Origin of the sequence: Pseudoalteromonas sp. NJ631 (assembly GCF_000276645.1) — a bacterium.
Taxonomy (GTDB): Bacteria; Pseudomonadota; Gammaproteobacteria; order Enterobacterales; family Alteromonadaceae; genus Pseudoalteromonas; species Pseudoalteromonas piscicida.
On the sequence record NZ_AKXJ01000008.1, the window covers coordinates 1 to 21,632 of the forward strand.

At 41.9% G+C, this 21,632-nt stretch carries 16 protein-coding genes and 1 tRNA gene; 10 read left to right on the forward strand and 7 right to left on the reverse strand.

The window, feature by feature from the left end; genetic code table 11:
* The first annotated feature begins 215 nt into the window (after window positions 1–215).
* From A587_RS0114295 to A587_RS0114305, 3 genes are all read left to right on the forward strand, one after another.
* A complete protein-coding gene (locus A587_RS0114295) occupies window positions 216–1,634 on the forward strand; it encodes an alanine/glycine:cation symporter family protein (protein ID WP_010374768.1) in 1,419 nt (472 codons plus the stop codon).
* 163 nt (window positions 1,635–1,797) lie between these two features.
* Window positions 1,798–1,874 (forward strand) — tRNA-Pro (locus tag A587_RS0114300).
* 678 nt (window positions 1,875–2,552) lie between these two features.
* On the forward strand, window positions 2,553–3,320 hold the full coding sequence (locus A587_RS0114305) for a DNA/RNA non-specific endonuclease (protein WP_010374770.1): 768 nt from the start codon (window positions 2,553–2,555) through the stop codon (window positions 3,318–3,320).
* 98 nt (window positions 3,321–3,418) lie between these two features.
* Here A587_RS0114305 and A587_RS0114310 read toward each other — a convergent pair whose 3' ends face one another.
* Window positions 3,419–5,047, reverse strand: coding sequence for a cyanophycinase (locus A587_RS0114310; protein ID WP_017218131.1), 1,629 nt, complete (start codon window positions 5,045–5,047; stop codon window positions 3,419–3,421).
* 489 nt (window positions 5,048–5,536) lie between these two features.
* Here A587_RS0114310 and A587_RS0114315 point away from each other — a divergent pair, with 489 nt between their 5' ends.
* From A587_RS0114315 to iadA, 3 genes are read left to right on the forward strand one after another with little or no spacing between them, the layout of a single operon-like run.
* Entirely contained in the window at window positions 5,537–8,461 is a 2,925-nt protein-coding gene (locus tag A587_RS0114315; RefSeq protein WP_017218132.1) for a TonB-dependent receptor domain-containing protein, read from the forward strand.
* Window positions 8,462–8,497: 36 nt separating this feature from the next.
* Window positions 8,498–9,901 carry a putative basic amino acid antiporter YfcC gene (yfcC, locus tag A587_RS0114320; protein ID WP_017218133.1) on the forward strand — a complete coding sequence of 468 codons (1,404 nt, stop codon included), beginning with the start codon at window positions 8,498–8,500 and terminating at the stop codon, window positions 9,899–9,901.
* A 4-nt stretch (window positions 9,902–9,905) separates the two neighbouring features.
* Window positions 9,906–11,078 carry a beta-aspartyl-peptidase gene (gene iadA / locus A587_RS0114325; RefSeq protein WP_017218134.1) on the forward strand — a complete coding sequence of 391 codons (1,173 nt, stop codon included), beginning with the start codon at window positions 9,906–9,908 and terminating at the stop codon, window positions 11,076–11,078.
* Between the two features lie 91 nt (window positions 11,079–11,169).
* Here the strand turns inward: iadA and A587_RS0114330 are convergent, their stop codons facing one another.
* Window positions 11,170–11,871 carry a MauE/DoxX family redox-associated membrane protein gene (locus A587_RS0114330; RefSeq protein WP_017218135.1) on the reverse strand — a complete coding sequence of 234 codons (702 nt, stop codon included), beginning with the start codon at window positions 11,869–11,871 and terminating at the stop codon, window positions 11,170–11,172.
* A 370-nt stretch (window positions 11,872–12,241) separates the two neighbouring features.
* On the opposite strand from A587_RS0114330, the gene A587_RS0114335 reads away from it, so the two are divergent.
* Entirely contained in the window at window positions 12,242–13,774 is a 1,533-nt protein-coding gene (locus A587_RS0114335; RefSeq protein ID WP_017218136.1) for a PAS domain-containing methyl-accepting chemotaxis protein, read from the forward strand.
* Window positions 13,775–13,899: 125 nt separating this feature from the next.
* On the opposite strand, the gene A587_RS0114340 is transcribed toward A587_RS0114335, so the two are convergent.
* A complete protein-coding gene (locus A587_RS0114340) occupies window positions 13,900–14,292 on the reverse strand; it encodes a hypothetical protein (protein WP_017218137.1) in 393 nt (130 codons plus the stop codon).
* A gap of 426 nt (window positions 14,293–14,718) precedes the next feature.
* On the opposite strand from A587_RS0114340, the gene A587_RS0114345 reads away from it, so the two are divergent.
* Both A587_RS0114345 and A587_RS0114350 read left to right on the forward strand, forming a co-directional pair.
* Window positions 14,719–15,126 (forward strand): hypothetical protein, encoded by a 408-nt coding sequence (locus tag A587_RS0114345; protein ID WP_010374784.1) that lies wholly within the window; start codon window positions 14,719–14,721, stop codon window positions 15,124–15,126.
* 91 nt (window positions 15,127–15,217) lie between these two features.
* Window positions 15,218–16,135, forward strand: a complete 918-nt coding sequence (locus A587_RS0114350; protein WP_017218138.1) for a M14 family metallopeptidase — start codon at window positions 15,218–15,220, stop codon at window positions 16,133–16,135.
* Between the two features lie 121 nt (window positions 16,136–16,256).
* Here A587_RS0114350 and A587_RS0114355 read toward each other — a convergent pair whose 3' ends face one another.
* Window positions 16,257–16,844 carry a CBS domain-containing protein gene (locus A587_RS0114355; RefSeq protein ID WP_017218139.1) on the reverse strand — a complete coding sequence of 196 codons (588 nt, stop codon included), beginning with the start codon at window positions 16,842–16,844 and terminating at the stop codon, window positions 16,257–16,259.
* Window positions 16,845–17,433: 589 nt separating this feature from the next.
* Here A587_RS0114355 and A587_RS0114360 point away from each other — a divergent pair.
* Window positions 17,434–18,390, forward strand: coding sequence for an FHA domain-containing protein (locus A587_RS0114360; protein WP_010374789.1), 957 nt, complete (start codon window positions 17,434–17,436; stop codon window positions 18,388–18,390).
* 48 nt (window positions 18,391–18,438) lie between these two features.
* Here the strand turns inward: A587_RS0114360 and A587_RS0114365 are convergent, their stop codons facing one another.
* The 3 genes from A587_RS0114365 to A587_RS0114375 form a co-directional block, all read right to left on the reverse strand.
* A complete protein-coding gene (locus tag A587_RS0114365; RefSeq protein WP_017218140.1) occupies window positions 18,439–18,951 on the reverse strand; it encodes an Mpo1 family 2-hydroxy fatty acid dioxygenase in 513 nt (170 codons plus the stop codon).
* A 90-nt stretch (window positions 18,952–19,041) separates the two neighbouring features.
* Window positions 19,042–19,410 carry a DUF1294 domain-containing protein gene (locus A587_RS0114370; protein ID WP_017218141.1) on the reverse strand — a complete coding sequence of 123 codons (369 nt, stop codon included), beginning with the start codon at window positions 19,408–19,410 and terminating at the stop codon, window positions 19,042–19,044.
* 1 nt (window position 19,411) lies between these two features.
* Window positions 19,412–21,565 carry an exonuclease domain-containing protein gene (locus tag A587_RS0114375; protein WP_017218142.1) on the reverse strand — a complete coding sequence of 718 codons (2,154 nt, stop codon included), beginning with the start codon at window positions 21,563–21,565 and terminating at the stop codon, window positions 19,412–19,414.
* Between the last annotated feature and the right edge of the window lie 67 nt (window positions 21,566–21,632).

The window sequence follows — 21,632 nt, forward strand, 5'->3', positions numbered from 1 at the left end:
CGTGTCAGTGGGGTCGCATTATAGGGCGATCCGATTTTAGTGCAACCCTTTTTTTCGGTTTTTTCTATTTATTTTTCAATTGCTTTTTAGCCCACCGAATCCTAACAACTTATCCACATTTTCTGTGGATAACCCACAGGAATTTCGGCTTTTGCTTTTCTTTGTGGTAGATTACCGCCCCATTATTTACTCGTTCTTAGAAAAAGGCTAAATACATGGCTGATATCTTAAACTCGATAAGTGGTCTTTTATGGGGCCATCTACTTATCTACCTCTTAATAGCTGCAGGTGTATTCTTCACAATTAGGCTTGGCTTTATTCAATTCACCCAATTCCCATATATGGTGAAGGTAATGATGCAAAGTCGCGAAGGTGCTGAAGATGGTATCTCCTCTTTTCAAGCATTCTGTACTTCACTCGCCGCACGGGTTGGTACCGGTAATATGGCAGGTGTTGGCGTTGCGCTCTATTTAGGCGGTCCTGGTGCGATATTATGGATGTGGCTCATTGCCTTGATTGGTATGGCGACTAGTTTTGCTGAAAGTTGCTTAGCACAGCTATATAAGACGAAAGATGATGACGGAAACTTCCGTGGGGGCCCTGCTTATTATATGGAGCTAGGTTTAAAACGTAAGTGGATGGGGGTGTTGTTCTCACTTTGCCTTATCCTTGCATTTGGTTTCGTCTTTAATGCAGTACAAGCCAACTCCATTGCTGCAGCATTTAACGTTGCCTTTGATGTGCCTAAATACGTGATGGGTATTGCGTTAGTAGCAGCTTCTGGGATTATCATCTTCGGTGGTTTAAAAACTATTGCACGCTTTGCCGAACTCGTCGTGCCTTTTATGGCCGTTGCTTATCTTATACTTGCACTTTACGTCTGTGCTGTGAACTTTGCGCAGCTACCAGACATATTCATGTTAATAGTAAAAAGTGCAATGGGTATCGAGCAAGCGGGTGCTGGTGCTATTGGCTACGCGGTAATGCAAGCGATGCTTCAAGGGATCAAGCGCGGCTTATTCTCAAATGAAGCCGGTATGGGTAGCGCTGCAAACGCTGCTGCAAGTGCAACACCAAATCCAAATCATCCAGCATCACAAGGTTATGTACAAATGCTAGGTGTATTTGTAGATACCATAGTGATCTGTACCGCGACCGCGTCGCTTATTCTTTTATCTGGTCAGCTCGAGCCAAACTCAGGTTTAACTGGCATTGAATTAACGCAATCTGCATTGGTTCATCATGTAGGGGAATGGGGCGCAATTTTCGTTGCGGTCGCTATTCTATTTTTCGCTTTTACCTCCATTGTTGCCAACTATAGTTATGCAGAAACCAACCTACTGTTCTTAGATCACCATTCAAAGAAAGGCATGATGGTATTCAGAGTTTGTGTATTAGGTATGGTAATGTTTGGTGCGGTAAGCGAACTTGGACTGGTTTGGACACTCGCTGATATTTCAATGGGTTTAATGGCTGTAGTTAACGTGATTGCACTCTTTATGCTTCGCAAAGTCGTGCTATGGCTTGCCAACGATTATAAAAAGCAGCTTAAAGCTGGCGTAACCCCAGAGTTTGACCCTAGTACTAACCCTGAAGTAGAAAAAACACTACCAAAAGGCATTTGGACTAAATAGACCAATACAGCGCACTAATGCTTATATTTAGTGCGCTTTCTTCTTATAAAACCCAATTTTAATGAAGAAGGACACAAAAACATGCCCTTGAGTTCATTTAATGTCCAAACAAACCAACCACTTATTGCCTTTCAAAAAAAAATCCGTATAGTAAAGCACAAGTCGGCATATAGCGCAGCTTGGTAGCGCACTGTCATGGGGTGTCAGGGGTCGCAGGTTCAAATCCTGCTATGCCGACCAGCTTTTCCTTACCCTGTTCAATAAGTTAACTTCATTCATTTCCTTTCGTAAATACCCGCTATTAGTACGGTAGTATTGAACTTTCTGATTTTCGCTCGTTATTCCAGTTTAGACTTATGAACTTTGTTTTCTTTGATGTATTAGAAGCTCACCTCAATGAGCATCGCTAGCGACTCCTTTCAATGTCAGCGCCTTAAAACAATGTAAGAACCATTCCTCGTCAGAGGCAAAGGCTTCAAAAACGAATAACTCTGATGGCTAATTCAGCTTGAATAGATTTGCCGAAATAAGAACACTAAAAATAGATTGCTGATATGAGCTGCTAAATGCTTTCTCCCGACACAACCTCTCACTTTACACTTCAAACAGTGTAATTTCTATTTCCAGTACTCTACGTGACCAGGCCAAAACGCATGCATTACTCAGGTTTGGATTATTTGTGCCAGTTCAAATATGTCGGCTCTGCCCCTAGCCTCTATTTTCCAGTTAATTAGTAAAATGAACATGATGGACTATTAACATACTTTACAGCTATAACACCTTATAAATCAGCTCTTCCATAGTAGTTCTCAACTAACAGCAGCAACCAAAAAACACAATATATTTACATTACAGTAATAATAATGACAAATAACCTACCTAGTATTGCGTGACTTTCAATTAAGCACAGAGATTAAAATGAAATTCGCAATACTTATGCTTGCAGTCAGTGCGACTGCAAATGCAAACACCAACATATGTAGCAACTACGGTTGCCCAACAGGCACACCATCAAGTAATGATATCGTTGAGCGACCTATATATGTGCTTAGCAATAATCGCGCAACAAAGTTTGCGGACTGGGTAGCATACAAAGTCACACCAAGCACAATTGATGGCCCAAGCCGTTCAAGGACTTGGAAATCTGACCCTAAAATTGCAAGTAGATACACGCTAGAGCCAAGTGACTACAGCGATGCATGGGCAACTATTCATACAGATAGAGGTCATCAAGTGCCTTTGGCATCGTTTTCCAATACATCCAATTGGAGCGATACTAACTACCTCTCGAACATTACCCCGCAATCATCAAACCTTAATCAAGGCCCATGGGTTAAATTAGAAAATGCAGTGAGAAGTTTAGTGCGAACGGGCGAAAATGCTTATGTGTTCACGGGTCCCTTGTATGAATATTACTTTGCTACCTTGCCTGGTGCTGATGAATCTCACACTATTCCGTCAGGCTATTTTAAAGTCGTTGTCACAATAGCAGGCTCAAATGTGAAGGCTTCTGCTTTTATCATGGAGCAAACTTCTGGTAGATATCTTGATTACTGCAAAACAGAAGTAACCATTGACGAAGTAGAGCAAAGAGCAGGCCTGAATATCCTACCTAGCCTGCCAAGCTATAAAGCCACCGACATTGAGGGTCGAGTCGGTGGTCTTAGCTCACAACTAGGTTGCTAGTTATGAGGGCTATCAGTTGGTAGCCCTTTAATTTACTTTGTAATTTGCACCAAGGCATTTACTCGATGAATACCCGCCTCATTTAAGGTTTGATTACATTACTTTTCATGCCATTTTACGGCTATGTTTTTGATTCGGAATTTCCCATTGGCCTGCCTGTCACAGCGGCTCTGATTGGTACGTTCAATATGAATGTTTGGCAGGTCTACCTGCGAGGCTTCCACTTCACTAAGTTGCTCTAAACACATAAGTTGGGTCACTTCACGGAGCACATTATCTTCGACTAGATTTTCAACTAGACGTTTGCCTTTTGCCTTGTTCATCACATTACTGTCGCTTTTATTCTTTGAATGTAACTTGGGCATTGAAAACGTACTGCCTGCTGGATAAAACGAATAGTAGAAATGCTGTGGCTTATGGGTTTCAATCACAACTACGCCCTGCTTACCAAGTACCGAGAACTCCTCTTCAGTACTTTCAAATTTTAGTGCTGTGGTTTCATCCACACCAAAACCAAATTTTTGGCCGCTTTTAAGTGCTAACACCGCTAGCCTAAAACTTCTGCCTCTTTCACTAAAATGCGTATCTAAAACGCCAAAGGAAAAGACTCCTAAGCCACCTGTAGCATCATAAGTTAATGCATCGGCATTTAGCTTGCCACATCCACCATGCTTTTCGCAGTGTTGTACTGGAGCAGAAGCATTTATCGCGCCATTTAATATAGCTTCGATGCTGCTACCATTGGTGATCATGGGAACATAACCGAAGGCATTTTTTCCACCGGCCTGCACCGCAGTTCCGGCACTTGTACCGATAATTATTGGTATCTCCTTTAGCACTTCAGTCCAAGGATAAGGCGTTTGCTTATCGGTAGCATACATTACTAGCTTAGTGAGTGATTGATCACCGCCGTTAAACATGATCGCATCCGCATTTACCAACTGCTGTTTCACCTTCTCAATTCCTTGCTGGCAAAGATTATATTCGGTTAGTGTTCTATCTGGATAAATGACTTCACGATTATAAACCCCATTGAGCTGGTTACGATACCTATCTAGATTTTCACAGTCACCGCTACTAAGCGCCCCGGCTAATGCCGGAGTAAGGGGGAACCACTGGGCATTAACATTATAGCTTTGAAATAATCCTTCATAGAAATCAGCAGACTCATAAGGATCACGAGATGATGCAGTGACAAGCAGCAGTCTTTTGGTTTTTGTCTTGCCAATGCGTTTAGCAATATCTTCTATGATTTCGGTGCTCGCTGGCTCATTATTTCCGTTAGTATTAACTATTTCAGGTATACGTTTATGCTGATACAACAAGGGCAGTTCAAGCATATCGAAGAAGAAGTTATATTCTTTATCACTCCAACTGCGATATAAGCCTTCATCAAATTGCTTCGCAAACTGCGCAAGCTGTAGTTTAGATAAGACTTTGTTCGATGGTAATTTCTTAAGCAGTTTAAGGGTGCGCCTTAGGTGCGCGCGATTGTTAGTTGGCCAACCTTTAGTGAATTTATTTATTGTCATTTCATCAACAGAAAACAACAAATGTGTTTTCACAGCCGCTGAAAATTCGACATTTTCTGCACAGTTTTTTGTGGCCATACTAGAACAGGTTTTGAGTGCCCCGCCAATCAAATAAAGTGTTTGTGCAGAAGAGGTTAAGCTGAAGAAAAGCGTACCCACAGTTAACACTGTGGTTATAAAAAACACAACATTCATGATAAATTCCAAACAAATTTGTTAAAAACGACTTGTCAGCACAAAAACGCTTGTGCTATAAATTTTAATGAACATTGCGAAGCGCAAGCTAGCACACGCTGGTTTGCATTGTCAAAAAACACGAGATGAAAATATGTTGAAGAATGCGTTCAAATTTGTTTGCTACTTCTACTCACCTCACTACCTTTCTGAGTGGTTCGACGAGTAGACACACGGTGTAAAGCCGTGGCGTTGTCTATTAATTGCAACCCCACCTCTTGATTTCTATAAAAATTAAACGGCTGACTTAAGGCGTACTATCGCGATTATTTTTCGTAGTGGCGTGGTTTTTATCTGTCCAATTGAAACTGACCTATTGTTTTTAACGCTTTTTAAGCACAGACGATTGCGAAGTTTCAATGCGGTAGAGCAATAAACACAACAAATAAATTCTACAGCAACGCCATTCGCCTGTACCAAGCCGCTCATCAACAGAAAGTAGGTGAAGTAATGTACAACAAACTATTCGTAGCAATTTCAGCAGCCTTGGCTGCTTCAAGTTTTAATACTCATGCAGAAGAACAAACAGATCAAAACGTAAAAGCCGTTGAAAGAATTGAGGTCACGGGCTCTCGCATAAAAGGCGTTGATTTAGAGGGTACACAGCCCATTACTATCTTGAGCTCAGAAGATATAGACCGCTCAGGTGCTTCCTCAATTTTCGAGTTACTTCAAGACCTTCCTCAATTAAAAGGTGGCTCTGGCACATTCTCAACAAGCGAAAGTGGCAGTACGTCAACCTCAACACCCGCGGGGCAAGCAGCAGCCAGTTTACGAGGTATGGGTCCTTCAGCGACGTTAACCTTGATCAATGGTCGTCGTGTCGCGCCAAGCTCTTTTGCGGCGGGCACACAAAACTTTGTAGATGTAAACGCCATCCCTTTGGCGGCTATCGAACGAGTTGAGATCCTAGCGACTGGGGCATCCGCAATCTATGGAGCCGACGCCGTTGCGGGTGTGATTAACTATATTCTTAAAGACAATTACGATGGTGCAGAACTTGAGGTTAGCTATGGTAACAGTCTTGAAAGCTCTGATGAGGGCAAAACACAAGTCAATCTAATTTGGGGAACTGAAGTTGGTAATGGCAGCCTGATGTTGTTTGCAGATTTTTACGACCGAAACCAATTTAACGCAACAGATAGAGACTTCTTAGCAACACCCAACTTAGTTAACGGATATTCTTATCTTCCTAAACTCAACAATACGCCTAATATTTATTATTACAGCAGTCGCGACGGTAATGAACTTCCAGCACCTGGCTGTATGAGCCAGCTGGTCACCACTGAGTATGGGGAGCAGATCTGTGCTTACTATGGTAATCAAGATGATGTCCTAAGCACACCATTTGAGAGTATGTCTGGTGGTGCAATGTTCAATCAGCAGGTTGGCGAGTTAACTTGGAAAACTGAATTTTTTATCAGTAAAACAAAATCAACCGCTTATTCAGCCCCAGCCGCAATCAATCAGATTGATGACAGTGAAGGTCCATGGGTGAGAGAGGATGCCCTCTTCATTTATAGCGACGCAAGCGGTAACAACTCGCTACTTGATTCACTTTACATCGACCCATTCGACACACAACTTGGACAGGAGCAATGGGGGTTTCAGTTTGATGCTCGCTTTACCTCACCCCGCACCATTGAAGTCGAAAGCCAAAATATGCGATTGGTTTCGAGCCTAGAAGGGCTGCTAGGCGAATGGGATTGGGTATCTGGGATTATGTTCTCTGAATCTAAATCAGATCAGGTGGCCACCGATGGGGTATACAATCGTTATAAGTTTCATGCCGCTTTGGCCGGGGAGCTATGTGGTGATGGGAACATTGCCAGCATTAACGACGGCCAGTTAAGCTGTGCTAATAGTAACCTTCTCGACTTTTATAACCCATTCTTAGCAGGCAATGCCACTAACGATGCAACACTTGCACTTACCAAAGCACGCCCAACCCGAGAAGGTACAAGCCGTATTTACAGCTGGGATTTTACTGTATCGGGTGAGCTCTTTTCTTGGCAAGATATCGCGGTACAGTCCTCGTTTGGTGTCGAAGCACGAAAAGAAGAGCTGTCGGACACCCCTTCAAATGATGCGGTTGCAGACGCTGCCAACGATTACTTAGTTGATGTATTTGGTTATGGCTCTAGCATCGCGGACGCAAAAAGAACGCAGCTAGGTGCATTTGTAGAGCTATACATTCCAGTAACAGAAACAGTAGAAATGCAGGTGGCTGGACGATATGACCACTTTGACGACTTTGGCTCAACTTTTAATCCAAAAATCGGCATAAGCTATCGCCCTACTGATGCCCTAATGTTACGAGCCGGTTGGTCTACTTCTTTTAGAGCACCGTCTTTAACGCAGGCAGGGGTAAAGCTGAGAACAACGACTTCAACCTTCGATTGCGGCGCGAATCAAGCTGTCGCCGATCTGTATTGTGAGGGTGATGGCACGCAAGTTACGGTTAACTCCTTAGAGCTTGGTAACAGCCAACTTAATGCCGAAGAGTCTGAATCTATTTCTCTAGGTTTAGCTTGGAGCCCAACTCGAGATACCACTATCGCGATTGATTACTGGCAATTTGAATATACCGACGTTATTGATACAAATATGACCGCTGTACTCAGTCGTGCAATTACAGATCCGTCGTTGCGTCATTGTGGTCTTGTGCCTGATGGTCAGATGGGCATTTCGTATGATGAAGATGTTTGTAGCGTAACCGATACGCAAGGTTTGAGCATAGATCAAAGCAGCGCTGATCTAAGCGAAATTTTGGCGGCTTATATCGATGAATTTGACCCTCGCGCTCAAAGCCTACAGCTATATCGCGATCATGTTATTCAATTAGAGAACACAGGTAGCCAAGATATTGCTGGGTTGGACATTAAATTTAATCATAGATTTAGATTAGATAACGCTGACTTAACCGTGAAACTGGATGCAACTCATTACCTCGAATACGAACGCAATAAACCAGGTTCTGATCAGAGTGAAGAACTTGTTGGTACCTTTAGATACCCTGAAAATATAGGCAGAGTTTCAGTGACTTATAACGCTGATAATTTTTATGTCTCGCTGGGTGCAAACTATACTGACAGTTATGAGGACGACATCGAAGGGTTACGTGGTCGAGAAATCGACGAATTAGCTGAACTTGGGCAACTCGATAGCGAAGGGAAACGAGAAGTTGATAGCTGGACAGTGGTTGATGTTAGTGCGGGTTATGAGTTCTCAGCGCACCTAAAAGTAAGGCTCAGTATTGATAATCTTTTCGATAAAAAGCCTCCTGTGGTTTATGGCTCATCGCGAGGCTTCGACTCAATCAATCACAATGCGTTAGGCACTAGCTATACTCTCGGATTAACTTACCAGTTCTAATGGAGAAATGGGGGTAACCCCATTTTCGTTTTTTATATGCGAAAAACTATAAAAATGCCTGACGCATTCGTTATTTTGCTGGTGATCGCAGGGCTGTGCTATGCGGTGTCACACTTTATTTTGCCCGGCTCGTTCGAGCTAACAAGTGCTAATGATACCGTTGCACTTTCACAGTTTTCACAAGCACAAACACCTGCACCTTTACCTTTGTTTGCCACTCAAGGTGAAGCAGGATTGTTCAACGTACTATTTGAGGGGCTCGTGAGTGGAGACAGAAATGGAGCCGCTATTGGGGTTATCGCTTTTATCCTAATAACAGGTGGTGCATTTGGCGTGTTAATGCAGACCAAAGCAATAGACAATGGCATTATGGCGCTGATCAATTCTACACAAAGGATTGATTGGCTATTTATCCCTAGTCTGTTCATCACCTTTGCTTTGGGTGGTGCCATATTCGGCATGGGTGAAGAGGCTATCGCATTTTGTATTGTGCTTTACCCTATCATGATGAGGCTTGGCTATAACGCCCATGTTACCGTGCTTGTGACTTATGTTGCAACGCAAATCGGGTTTGCTACTTCCCCCATGAACCCTTTTAGCATTGCCATAGCACAAAGTATCGCTCAGTTACCGGTATTCTCAGGCGCAGAGTTTAGGGTTGCTCTCACCACCCTATTCACATTCGTTGGACTGGTTTTTACGGTGCGCTACGCTGCGAAAATACGAAAAAAGCGTGAGGATATCATTGCAAGTACTTCGCCCTCAGAGCTACAGCTTGTTGATAAGGCGTTATTGCTTGCATTTTTCATGGTAATTATTTGGGTCATTTACGGTGTGACTGCAAAAGGATACTACATCCCCGAACTTGCCACTCAGTTTTTTGTGCTGGGGCTGGTCATCGCCCTAATAGCTAAATTGGGAGGACGCCAGTCTATTAGCCAATCAGTGGCAGCATTTAAAGCAGGAAGCGCAGATCTGCTGCCTGCAGCTTTGCTAGTTGGTCTCGCCAAGGGGCTTGTACTATTACTAGGCGGGAGCGATCTCCAAACACCTTCAATCTTAAATACTGTGCTTTATTATGCGGCTACCTTAATAACCCAAGTCCCTGATGCGTTGGCAGCTTGGTTTATGTATGTATTCCAATCTTTATTCAACTTCTTTGTTTCTTCGGGCTCCGGACAAGCAGCTATTACTATGCCCATTATGGCACCTCTTTCAGACTTAATTGGTGTTTCTCGGCAAACTTCTGTACTGGCTTTTCAGCTAGGAGATGGACTGAGCAACATCATTATCCCAACCTCAGCAAGCTTAATTGGCTGCTTAGGGGTTGTTAAACTTTCTTGGAACGATTGGGTGCAGTTTATTTGGCGCTTTATGTTACTTCTTTTCACATTAGCAAGTGTGGTCACCATATTTGCTCACTTAACAAATTACCAATAAATTTATGCTAACACTTATTAAAAATGTTGAGCTTTTTACGCCTAAAAAGCTCGGAAAACGTGATGTCCTTTTTGCTGGGAAAACAATCCTCGCAATCGAGGAGGATATCGAAATAAACAGCAACTTGGAGTTCGCTATCGTTGACGGACAGGGATTTATATTAGCCCCCGGATTTGTCGACTCTTTGGTGCATTTTAGTGGCGGGGGGGGGGGGGGCGGGGGTGGCTTTGCGAGCCGTACCCCGCAAATGAACCTCACTGATGCAACGCTATATGGGATCACGACTGTCATTGGCGCACTTGGCACCGATGATGTCAGCCGAACACATACCGATTTAGTTGCTAAAGCGAAAGGGTTAAAACAAGAGGGGTTGAACGCCTTTTGCCATACTGGCTCTTACCACTTGCCAATAAAAACACTTGGTCACAGTATCCGTCACGACATTATGTATATCGACGAAATCATCGGTGTTGGGGAAGTTGCAATCGCCGATCATCGAGGTACGCAGCCTTCGGTAAAAGAGCTTACGACCATTGCAGCAGAAGCAAGAACTGCGGGCCTATTGAGTGGCAAACGTGGTACCGTTTCCATTCACGTTGGAACAGGTGTTGAGCACTTACAGCTTCTCCATGAAGTAGCACTGTCTAGTGAAATACCGCTCAGTCAGTTTTATCCAACTCATATGAACCGAAATGCCGAATTGCTAACTGCGGGGGTTGCATTTTGCAAAGCTGGCGGAACCATCGACTTTACCACTAGCACCACCGAGTACGACTTAGCCAATGGTGAGTTAGCAGCAGCCGAGGCATTGGCATATTGCTTAGACAAAGGCGTGAACGCACAGCAACTAACCATGAGCTCCGACGGACATGCGAGCTTGCCAATTTATAATGAACAAAATCATTTAGTTGGATTTGAAGTGGGTTCAGAGTCTTCGCTGCTTGGGGCGTTCCAGCAAGCGGTGCAGCAATTTAATGTGCCGCTTGACTTAGCTCTGCAATCTATTACGTCCAATCCAGCGAGGATTTTAGGATTAAATAAAGGTGAGATCTCTGTCGGTAGGGACGCCGACCTTGTTTTGCTCGACGCAAACACGCTAACGCCACATAGCGTTTGGTGTAACGGTCAAAAAATGGTTGAAAGCCATAAGCCACTAGTCACTGGTTTCTTCTCTTAAAGTTTGGCAGGTAGCACTATGCTGCCTGCTAATTTACGGAAGTTTTAAAAGTAATCAACCAGCTCATATCTAATCCGAGCCTCAGGATAAATCAAAAATAGCTGTACAACATAAGTGCCCCAGCGCTAAACATAACCACATTTTCAGTTAGTGATATAAAACCTAAAGGCACATCAGTGTCACCACCAACGCATGCACATTTGAGCGCTCTTTTATCAATGTATACGGCCTTGAACACCGAGATTGCACCTATAAGCCCTATGAATATTGCCACTGGTGCATAATAAATGGCAGGCAAAGTTGTTAGCATACAAACGCCGGCATATAACTCTAAGTAAGGGTAAGCATACGCGTATTTTAGATGACGCATCGCTAACAAGTCGTAAGTGATAAAGGAGTTTGTAAAGCTATGAACATCCCGTATCTTTTGTACCGCGAGTAACAGCATAGAAAACCCAATAAAAGGCTTTATCCATTCTACAAGATTATCGACAGGAAATTGTGTCGCGAATGTGACCAGCAGCGCGACTAAAAATATCGAAAGTACTGGCCAGTATACATTTTTCTTTTCCTTATGTGACGGCTTGCCTAGATATCGGCGTAGCGCTTCATAACCACCAATGTGTCGATCGTTGATAAATATTTGTGGCGTAGTGTCAACGTTATGAGTGGCTTTAAATTCATCCGTCTGTTCCCTTGATTTGAGCACATTGTCGTCTACACAAAAACCCTCTCGTGAAAGCAAATCCCTAGCTCTGAGACCAAAAGGGCAAATGTGCGATGAGGTATGCATTCGGAAAAGTGTCGCATTTTTCACTGGTGGCTCCCCCTATTTTATTACAAACATAAGTAGAAATTACCGACTGAGTAAATCAACTAAGAAAAATCTGCCGACATTAGTGCAATTTCAGCTTAATGATTGTAACTGAAGCGAATTCCATACCACCTTTAATTACACTCAATAACATGAAAACGGGTTGAATTTATTGATGTATCACAATCAAATTAATCTCGGTTAAGGTAACCATGGATAAACCTGATCTTGGTCAGCAAACCTTTTATTAAACTACGGTTTGGTTAAAAAAACCTTCTGACTATAAAGTCTTAGATTTATATTTCGCCTTGTCTTTAGCTACCGAGATAAAAAACAAATGTCAAAAATAATGGGTAGGGAAATAAAGTTAGGCAAGCACAGTGTATTGCTTTCAACAACGGATCTGGACAGTCGAATTACATACGCAAATCAGTCATTTTGTGACATCGCGGGTTTTAGCATTGAAGAAATGCTTGGTCAGCCGCACAACTTAGTGCGCAATCAGGATATGCCAAAAGCGGCATTTAGAAATATGTGGTCTACCATTCAAAACGGCCAATCTTGGATGGGACCTGTTAAAAACTTAACAAAAAATGGGGATTACTATTGGGTAAACGCTTTCGTCACTCCAATTAAAGACGAGCGAGGCAACATAGTTGAATACCAATCTGTAAGAACTTGCCCTTCTTCCGAAGTAATCAAACGCGCAGAAAATGCTTATCGCACTCTTGATAGCCAACAAAAAACGAGTCGCTATGACAGCACTTGCCTCTCATTTATGTTATTGCTTTTCGTCGCGATAACTTTGCCTCTAGCCCCTCTATTAAACAATCATTGGTTTACCCTGCTACCATTGACTCTGTTATGCATCACGATTGCGTTAACCGCACGTTTTCGCTCTAAATATAAAGCTTTGCTCACACAAGCCAAAACGATTTTTGATAATGATTTAATGTCTGTGATATACGGTCAATCTCGAGACAGAGTTGCCGATATTACACTGGCATTAGAAATGCAAAAGGCGAAAATTTCTGCGGTAGTAGGCAGAGTGAACGATGTATCTGTTCGAGTAAGTGAAAATGCAAAACTTACCACACAAAGCGGTCAATTCGTTGCCGAGTTACTAAAACAGCAAACAAGCGAGGCAAAAGAAATGGTTGTTTGCATGGACGAGTTTTCGCAAACGATTGATGAGCTCTCAGAAAACGTAAACCATGCTGCAGATGCAGCCAATAATTCAGAGCACCAAGCTGGGCTTGGTAAAGCCGCAGTAAAAGACGTTATCGATTCTATTCACTATCTTGATGAGCATTTAATGGAAGTGAACAATGCCGTAAATCGCTTAGTATCGGGAAATGACCGCATTCAAAATATTCTTAGTGTTATCAACTCTATTGCCGATCAAACCAACTTGCTTGCGCTAAATGCGGCAATTGAAGCCGCCCGAGCGGGCGATCATGGCCGGGGATTCTCAGTTGTAGCAGATGAAGTTCGCACGCTTGCACAGCGCACACAAACTTCCACAGAAGAAATCACGCAATTACTTAAAGAACTAAATGATATTTCCAGCTCTGCTGTTGATTCAGTGCAAAAAAGTAATAGTCTATCAAATCAAAGTGTTGACCTTGCAAAGAATAACGGTTCAAGCCTTGATACCATTCAAAGTCATGTCATGCATTTAGCCGATTTAAATCGCAGTGTTGCCGCCGCCATTGAACAACAAAGTTGTGTGGTAAAACAAATAAGCATAAACGTTGACAGCGTGACTACGCTCGCAGAGAGAGGCACAGAACATGGCGAGAAATCTTTTACTTTAAGTCAAGAATTACTAAGTCAAATTGAGCAGCAAACACGCCTAATACAGCAATTTTCTCAAACATGAGAAAACCAAATAGACCACAACTTATTATTTACGTAGTTCAGAGCCAAAAAGACGCTTAGACATCAGTGGACCTCAGTATTTAATTGGATACCTTGGGTCCACTGACCTAGCTGCCAAAGACAGTATTATAGCTCAGCCTCAAGAATGGCGAGTGCGTCCTTTTCTGCCTGTTTCACATTGCCATCGGCTTCAATAACACGCACGGCTAAGTCTTTCGCAAGTTTACGCATCGGCTCATCGATAATGTTATTCATGCGGTGTTGCACATAAGCTTCAATGTCATTATTTTTTATCGCAACAACAGATTTTGAAAGGCTATCTTCGATGTAATCGTCTAATGCGATTGCAGAGTTCCACTGAAGACTTTTTGCCCACTTTCTCACAACATGTTTTTCACTTTCACTGATGACCCCATCAACACCAATAAATAGTAATGCGATATCAATTAGGGCTTCTTTTTGCATCTGATCGACACAAATACCTGTGTCAAAGTGATTGAGTAGCTGTTCAAATTTCATAATTCTTCCTTAACCCTTTTCTGCAAGACAAGCTCACAGATATTTCAAGACGGAACAAAAAACGCTAAGATTTAAACATATGCTAACTTTTTCCATTTGTCATATTAAAAAAGTGCAAGTTCAATTACGCCACATCCCGTAGGCCGTAAAAAAGTCGAAAAAATAAGAAGGCTCCACTTATTACATTTCACTTTTCACAATTAAAAAATTCCCAAATACTGCCAACTTTATTACCTCTACCGCTAAAAAGCGTTATCCCTGCAAAGCAACACCACTAATACATACGACTAAAGAAGCAGCCCTAAGAGAAAATATCAATTATAAAGTTTGATTTAGTAAGAAAAGATCATTACCTCCACAATTGATTCATTTTGTTGAAATAATTTGCACACTCTCAGAATCAATCAAAGAAAAATAGGAACAACAATGAAAGAGTTAAAACTAGGAATGAACTTATCATTTTTCATTTCCCTTTCTATTATAGCGTTTACCTTGCTTGTTCTAGATGCCTTAATCGTGTCAGAAAGAATTAGCATGGTTTCTTTTGTCCAATTAACGCTATCTGCAGCAATCATGTTTTATATTGTTACAGGGTTATGGGCAATATTCAGTGGTCAAAGCCGAGTAATCATCTGCAATCAAGGCGTGGTTTATCACAGCCTGTTAGGCCAAAAGCACTATATTCCAGCAGAAGAAGTGGAAAAAATCTCGGTGGAACGATTACTTTGGTTTAGTTATACCAAGCTTTATCTGACAAGCGGTGTACTAAGAATTTGGTCTTTCAAACCCAACCTTGCGCAACAGCAAAGCCTTAAACTACTGGGATATATTTAATCCCAAGTTTATTGGTGTGTAGTAGACCTTATAAATTTGCTTTCAAAACGAGGCATTGAGTAAGATAACCTAAATTCATAACGAGGTTATTATGCAAAGACAATATGCGATAGGTACGCCCGGCGTACCTTGGACTTCCAAAGAAAAAACAGTGTGGTTAGAAAGCCAATCGATCAAACGCTCATACTCTGAAGAGGTCATAACTCAAATAGAAACGCTCAAACACGTTTTTGACGTCACCGAGTATGGTCAGCTTGACTACCCAAATCAAACTTATTCTCTATATGCATTAACAACAAAAAACTGGCAGCAAAACAAACCAACCATACTCGTTACCGGTGGCGTGCATGGTTATGAAACAAGCGGTGTACATGGAGCGCTCGCTTTTGCAAAATCAGAAGCGCAACAATATGAACAGGCTTATAATTTCATTATCTTGCCTTGCTTGAGCCCTTGGGGCTATGAAACGATAAACCGCTGGAATCCACAAGCCATTGATCCTAACCGCTCTTTTTATGCAGATAGCCCAGCGCCTGAGTCTCGATTGGCAATTAACTTTGTCGACAAGAAAGCAGCAGATATTCTGTGTCATGTTGATTTACACGAAACCACAGATTCTGATAATTCTGAATTCCGCCCTGCATTGGCAGCAAGAGATGGTAAAGAGAATCACAATTGGAACATTCCTGACGGTTTCTATTTAGTTGGACATACTCAAAAACCGGAAGCTAAATTTCAAAAACGCATTATCGAAGAAGTGGCTGCGGTAACGCAAATTGCTGATGCAGATGACCATGGGCAGTTAATCGGTGTTGATTTAGAGCAGCACGGTGTAATTAATTATGATGGCACTGCGCTCGGTTTATGTATGGGTATGACAAATGCCGCTTTTGTAACAACAACTGAAGTTTATCCTGATGGTCAAAACGCAACACCAGAAAACTGTATCGCGGGTCAAGTGGCAGCAATTAGAGGGGCCATTAAGTACTTACAAAGCGAGAGCCTATAAGATTTAAGAAGGTGTGGTTTGTTAAACCACACCTAGGAGAATGAAAAGAGCCTACCAAATTGTCATATTGTGCAGCGTTAAACTTTTCCGATGAAAACAACTCGTCCCGTTATAATAAAACCTAATTCGCTAAGTCTTCCTTACCGCTAACCACCCCAAAGATTTCTTTAAATGAAGTCGGCTTTTGCAAAATACTCACTGGAATATGCAATGCTCTTGCGATATCACTAGCAGAGATCATACCCCGGAGCCCTTCCGGACCAACCAATAAAACGTGCTGCAATCCTAAACTCTGTAATGTTTCAAGCACATCTCCTATCGTACTTTTGGCAACCATTTCATAGGGAACAGCATATAGCTCTTCTTTACTCACCATCACATCTTCAACGCACACATCTTCTCTCGACACCTGTTTTCTTTGTGCAACACTTAAGACCTTTCTGCCGGTGAGGTCACGACAATTTACCACTCCCAAGAAATTATCATCTTCGTCAACAACGAGCTTTGAGCGCACATGGCCATTTTTCATCATGTATAAAGCATGATCAATATCGACGTCTTTTGCTATCACTTGAGGCTGCCTGCGAGTAAAGTCAGTCACTACCTTAACCGCGCTACTGTCCATATTTAAAGGTTCTGAATCGAAGTGATCACAAAGCTGAAATACCCCTTCCAACTTAACGGTTTTTAACGCTTTGTATTGGCCCATTTTATACTCCTGCTTTTATAAAGCCCTTCGAAAGTCTGGTTTTTATGTTGTGGTTAACAATCCACAACTAAAGATAAAAAGAACAACCAGTGTAAAGGCAGTAAAAAATTATTTTTGGTAACTGGAAAAGTAAGAGAGGTTACGAAGCTCGAGCACATGAGATCTAATCTCACACCTCTCTAATTAAAATATGGTTTATACCGTGAATATATTCAAGTCAATGAAGTCTAAAACTCCTGTAATCTCAGTGTAATGCCGTGTAATAGCTAAATTAAAGTAAACGAATTAGACTGAAGATGTTTGCTAGGATTTATCACCCTAATATCAAACAATTGGTTTAAGCTTTGGGATTCTGCGTCAAACTAGAAAAACTGTAATTCCAAATTAGACCAAGCCGGTACGTAAGTACTGGTGAATTCTTCCCTCAACGAGACCCACCTCGTGGGTCTTTATCATTGAGTAGAAGGAAATAAAATTGTATGCTTCACGGCACTTATACATTGATATAGATGAAATTTACGCCTTGCTGAATTGTGATATCTATTTTGTATAAGCATGTAATTTTCATCAAAGTTATACGGAACTAACTATGGCTTATTTAATCGACGAACAGAAACTCGAACGAGTCTATCTTAAAAGCTATCATACGGTAGGCCGCTATAAATATAGTGTAGATACCTTGATAGACAAGCCGGGAGTGTCGCGACATCACGCCATTATCGAACTCAATGAAAACAAATGGTTTATTAGAGATGTAAGTACAAACGGCATCTGGATAAACGATAAAAAGCTCGACAAGAACCTGCCGTATCAGCTATTCGAAAATGATAAGATTGATTTTGCAGCACCTGGTCAAAACTCGTTTGTAGCGGCGAACTTGCAAACAGAGTGTCAATATTTAGTTTCTCAGTCAAACAACCAAAAAGTAGTAGAAGTAACGAATCAACTTCTACTTCCTAGTGAAGATGACCCTAAACACATCATTTACTATGATAAATTGCTCAACTATTGGTTTTTAGAAGATCTAAATACCTCAGATCGACAAGCCTTAATAGATGGCAGTATTGTATCGCTGATGAACGACCAATGGATGTTTTTTTCTGCCACGACAATCGCGGTAACTAAACACCTTGAATGCCAAAAAGCTGCCAAGCCAATGGCATTAGAGTTCAATGTAAGTCAAGACGAAGAAGATACTCAGCTAACACTAAGTGTTGACGATAAACACCTAGATTTAGGCGTCAGAAGTCATCACTACTTACTGTTGCTGCTTGCCAGAACTCGGATCCAAGATAAAGATGCAGGCCTTGAATCGGATGTTCAAGGTTGGGTTTACCGCGATGACTTAGCAAAAGCACTCGGCGTACAAACAAACCATATGAACATTATGGTTCACCGCGCACGCAAGCAATTTGTCGATTCCGGTGGCGAAGATTACCCGGAAGCAACCTTTTTATTGGAAACCCGCTGTGGCCGAGTAAGATTAAATTGCCAAGATATCACGATAATAAAAGGCTCTAAATTAGAAACACGCATGACAACTTAAGCGATATTGTTAGTTGGGCAGAAATCACATTTCAGCCCAACTATTTGCCTATGCTTTATACTCTCCAGCATTATTCACTATTTTGTTTTCGAGCTTTTTACATAGTCCTAATACGAATAAAAGCTCCACAAGCACAAACAGTGGTCCAATTGCTAAACCAATCAAGTCATCGACAAACGCAGGCTTTTTTCCTTCGAAATAATGCCCTATAAACTGCAACACCCAACCTACAAAAAAAACACCAGCCCAAAACAATACGGTCAATATTCCTGCATTAACAATGAGTGGGTTCAGCGTTTGAACAAGGAAATAAAAAGCCAGTATGATGGCGCTCATCATGAGCCCGAGAATGGGGGATAACATCAGGTAATAGCCACATAAAACTACCCCTATCAGCGCGGCAAGCGTGATGGTCACTCCTGATACATCGAATAACGGGATAAAAGTCATACCCACAACAGCAATGACAATTAACGGGATCCCAAAAAAGTGAGTCAGAATGTTTCTTTTGCTGCGATGATACATGGCATACTGACTTAATAACGTCTCTAGTTTGTTCATTATTGTTCTCTCATTGATACCAATTATCCTACTGATAATTAGTCAACAAAGAAAATTTATCAATAAAAAATTCTATTAGCGTATTAGGGCCTATATAAATAACCAAATAAACAGCATACCGAATACAATAGTCTGCATTATGAGCACCATCAACAGCTTAAAATTAAAGCTCGGTTTGATGGTTTTATGCCTGAGCATATACATTGCCACTGGTGTGATAATATTGAGCCCAAGTAACCCACACAGTAGTAAATTACGCTCAGGAATACGCGATTGAGCAAGCGTTGAAGCGCGCTTATCCCACCAAAAAAGTGCAAATATAAATACATTGATCACCAACAACACCACTGCAGAAATAACCGCTTGCCAAGGTAGCTTAGATACGCAAAGTGTCCCTAACCACACGCCAGCCCCCCAAAATAGACCCATCTGCTGATGCATTAAACGAACCGCTGACATGCTACCTTTCCTGTCTTATTGCATTGATTTTAATGAAAATTTCAGCGGTAGCATAAGCATCATCCATCGCTCGGTGATGATTAACCAAGGATACATTCATCGCTTGGCAAAACGCTCCGAGCGCATAAGAGCGCAGGCCCGGCACGAACTTTCGGCCTAACTGCACAGTACATAACTTCGCACGAGTAAACTCTCGGCCGACTCGAGCAAATTCCTGCCGAATAAAGCCATAATCAAAGTTCACATTGTGCGCGACAAAAATAGCACCTTGGCTAAACAGCTCAACTTGCTCCAAAATTTCAAAAAAACTCGGAGCATCACTTACCATTGCTTGAGTGATCCCTGTCAGTTCAGTGATTTTTTGTGGGATACGACGCATCGGATTAACAAGTGATTGCCATTTAGCAACAACCTCGCCGTTAACGACTTTTACCATGGCTACCTCGGTAATGCGATCAAACTCTTTATTGCCACCGGTGGTTTCAATATCAACAACGACATAAGGTTGCTCTTTGCAAATATGCCATTCAACGGTTTGCAGTCGCGTGGGAATATTGCATTGCAAGAGTTTAGAAATGTTAACTAGCTGACTTCGGCTAAGACTATCTCCAGGTGCCTTGATTTCTTCAAACCTTAAACCCGCTTTTTTGTCGACTATCATCAGATCGGGAAAACCAGATTTCATCAGATGAAAATCACGACACATTAGCCTTAAAACAGATTTGACATCCTCAATTGACAAGTTAGACAATAATATTTTTATTGAGTCGAGCATCTTATCGTGCCAAATAAACAACCGATTGGGTTCTCCGTAATGTTCGCTCATCTGGCGTAGAAGCCAGTTCATCCAAGCAGAAGTATCTGTAAAATTCGCTAAGCGACATTCAATCTCTTCCTCAAATTCGCTGTAAAAGCGATTTTCTTTTAATGCCAGTGGAGTTCTAGAAAACCCATTCGCTACGATACTTTTTGGGTGATAAAACAGTTCTTGCCAAAAGGTCAATCCAAATAAGGCCAGCCAAATTTCATTTTCAACATGATAGGCCTCAATGTCATGACGTTTATAATAAGCAATGACGCCAGCCTCTGTTTGTCCCTTAAAAGCCTCATCAATTTGGATTGCAGGTTGACTTTTTCTTAGCATATCCGTAAGTACAGAAGTGCGTTTTTGGTTAAATTTACGCTGATAAAAGTCTTCCGCGAAGATCATCAATGTTTCATCACTTTCCCCCTGTAATATGCGCTCTAATTGCTCTCGCACCAGCTCAACTTCACCTTGCTTATAATTATGTCGTATCAACATCTCACACGCTTGAGGGTGCTCACTCATACCCAGTAAGGTTTTAAAATGGGAAAATTCAGGACCTAACTTTCTGGCAAGCGTTAACAGGTACTTTGCATGTGCAATCACTGCATATTGCCCATCGACCTCAGGCAATTGTTGCGCTGCGGCCTGCCTAGCACGCTGTACTAACTCATCTTCAGGGGCGTTTTTGAGCTCACTGAGTGCATTTGCATAATAAAACGCGCTCACGGCTTCTGCTTTTTGTTCAAAATGTGCATGGTAAGCGGCGTCAGCGCTCCTGGTATTCATTACACCAAGATCTCGCATCGAAAATTGCGCTAAGCTAAAGCCTACCTTGCCAAAGTACAAAAATAGAAAGTAGTCGATATCGGCTTGAAATGAGAGCGTGAGATACTGGGATAGGTATTCTTGTGCATTTAGATGTTCAACGCAGACAGATTGATTGATATGCGCTACCCAGAGCGATTTTTTTGCCGATTTATTTGGCAGTGTAGTTAAATTCTCTCGCTCGGCAAGTTCAATTAAACATGGTTTAGTTAAGCAATGCAGCAGAGCTTGAAAGTCGTCTTGTTGTACCTGACGAAGTAATCCCTTTGCTTTTAATGAAAACGCGACTTCACAAATATTATTGATCTCTTCGTAGCGCAGTGAATTGATATCCAGAAAAGGTGTTTTGCGGGAAATAAACCGCACCAACAAACACAATTCATCTTCAGGCAAGCGGTGTAGTTCAGCCAGCAGCTCACGCTGAGCACTACTTAATAGCGGTTGACATACTTTAAGTAAATAATCGCTAAGCTCACTAAAGTGGCTTAAGTAATATTTGGCGGGTAATTCTTTTCTCAACACAAAGTCTGACAACTGTTTTTATATACAGTGCAGATTATCATAAATAGGAAATATTGCCAATTTGCTT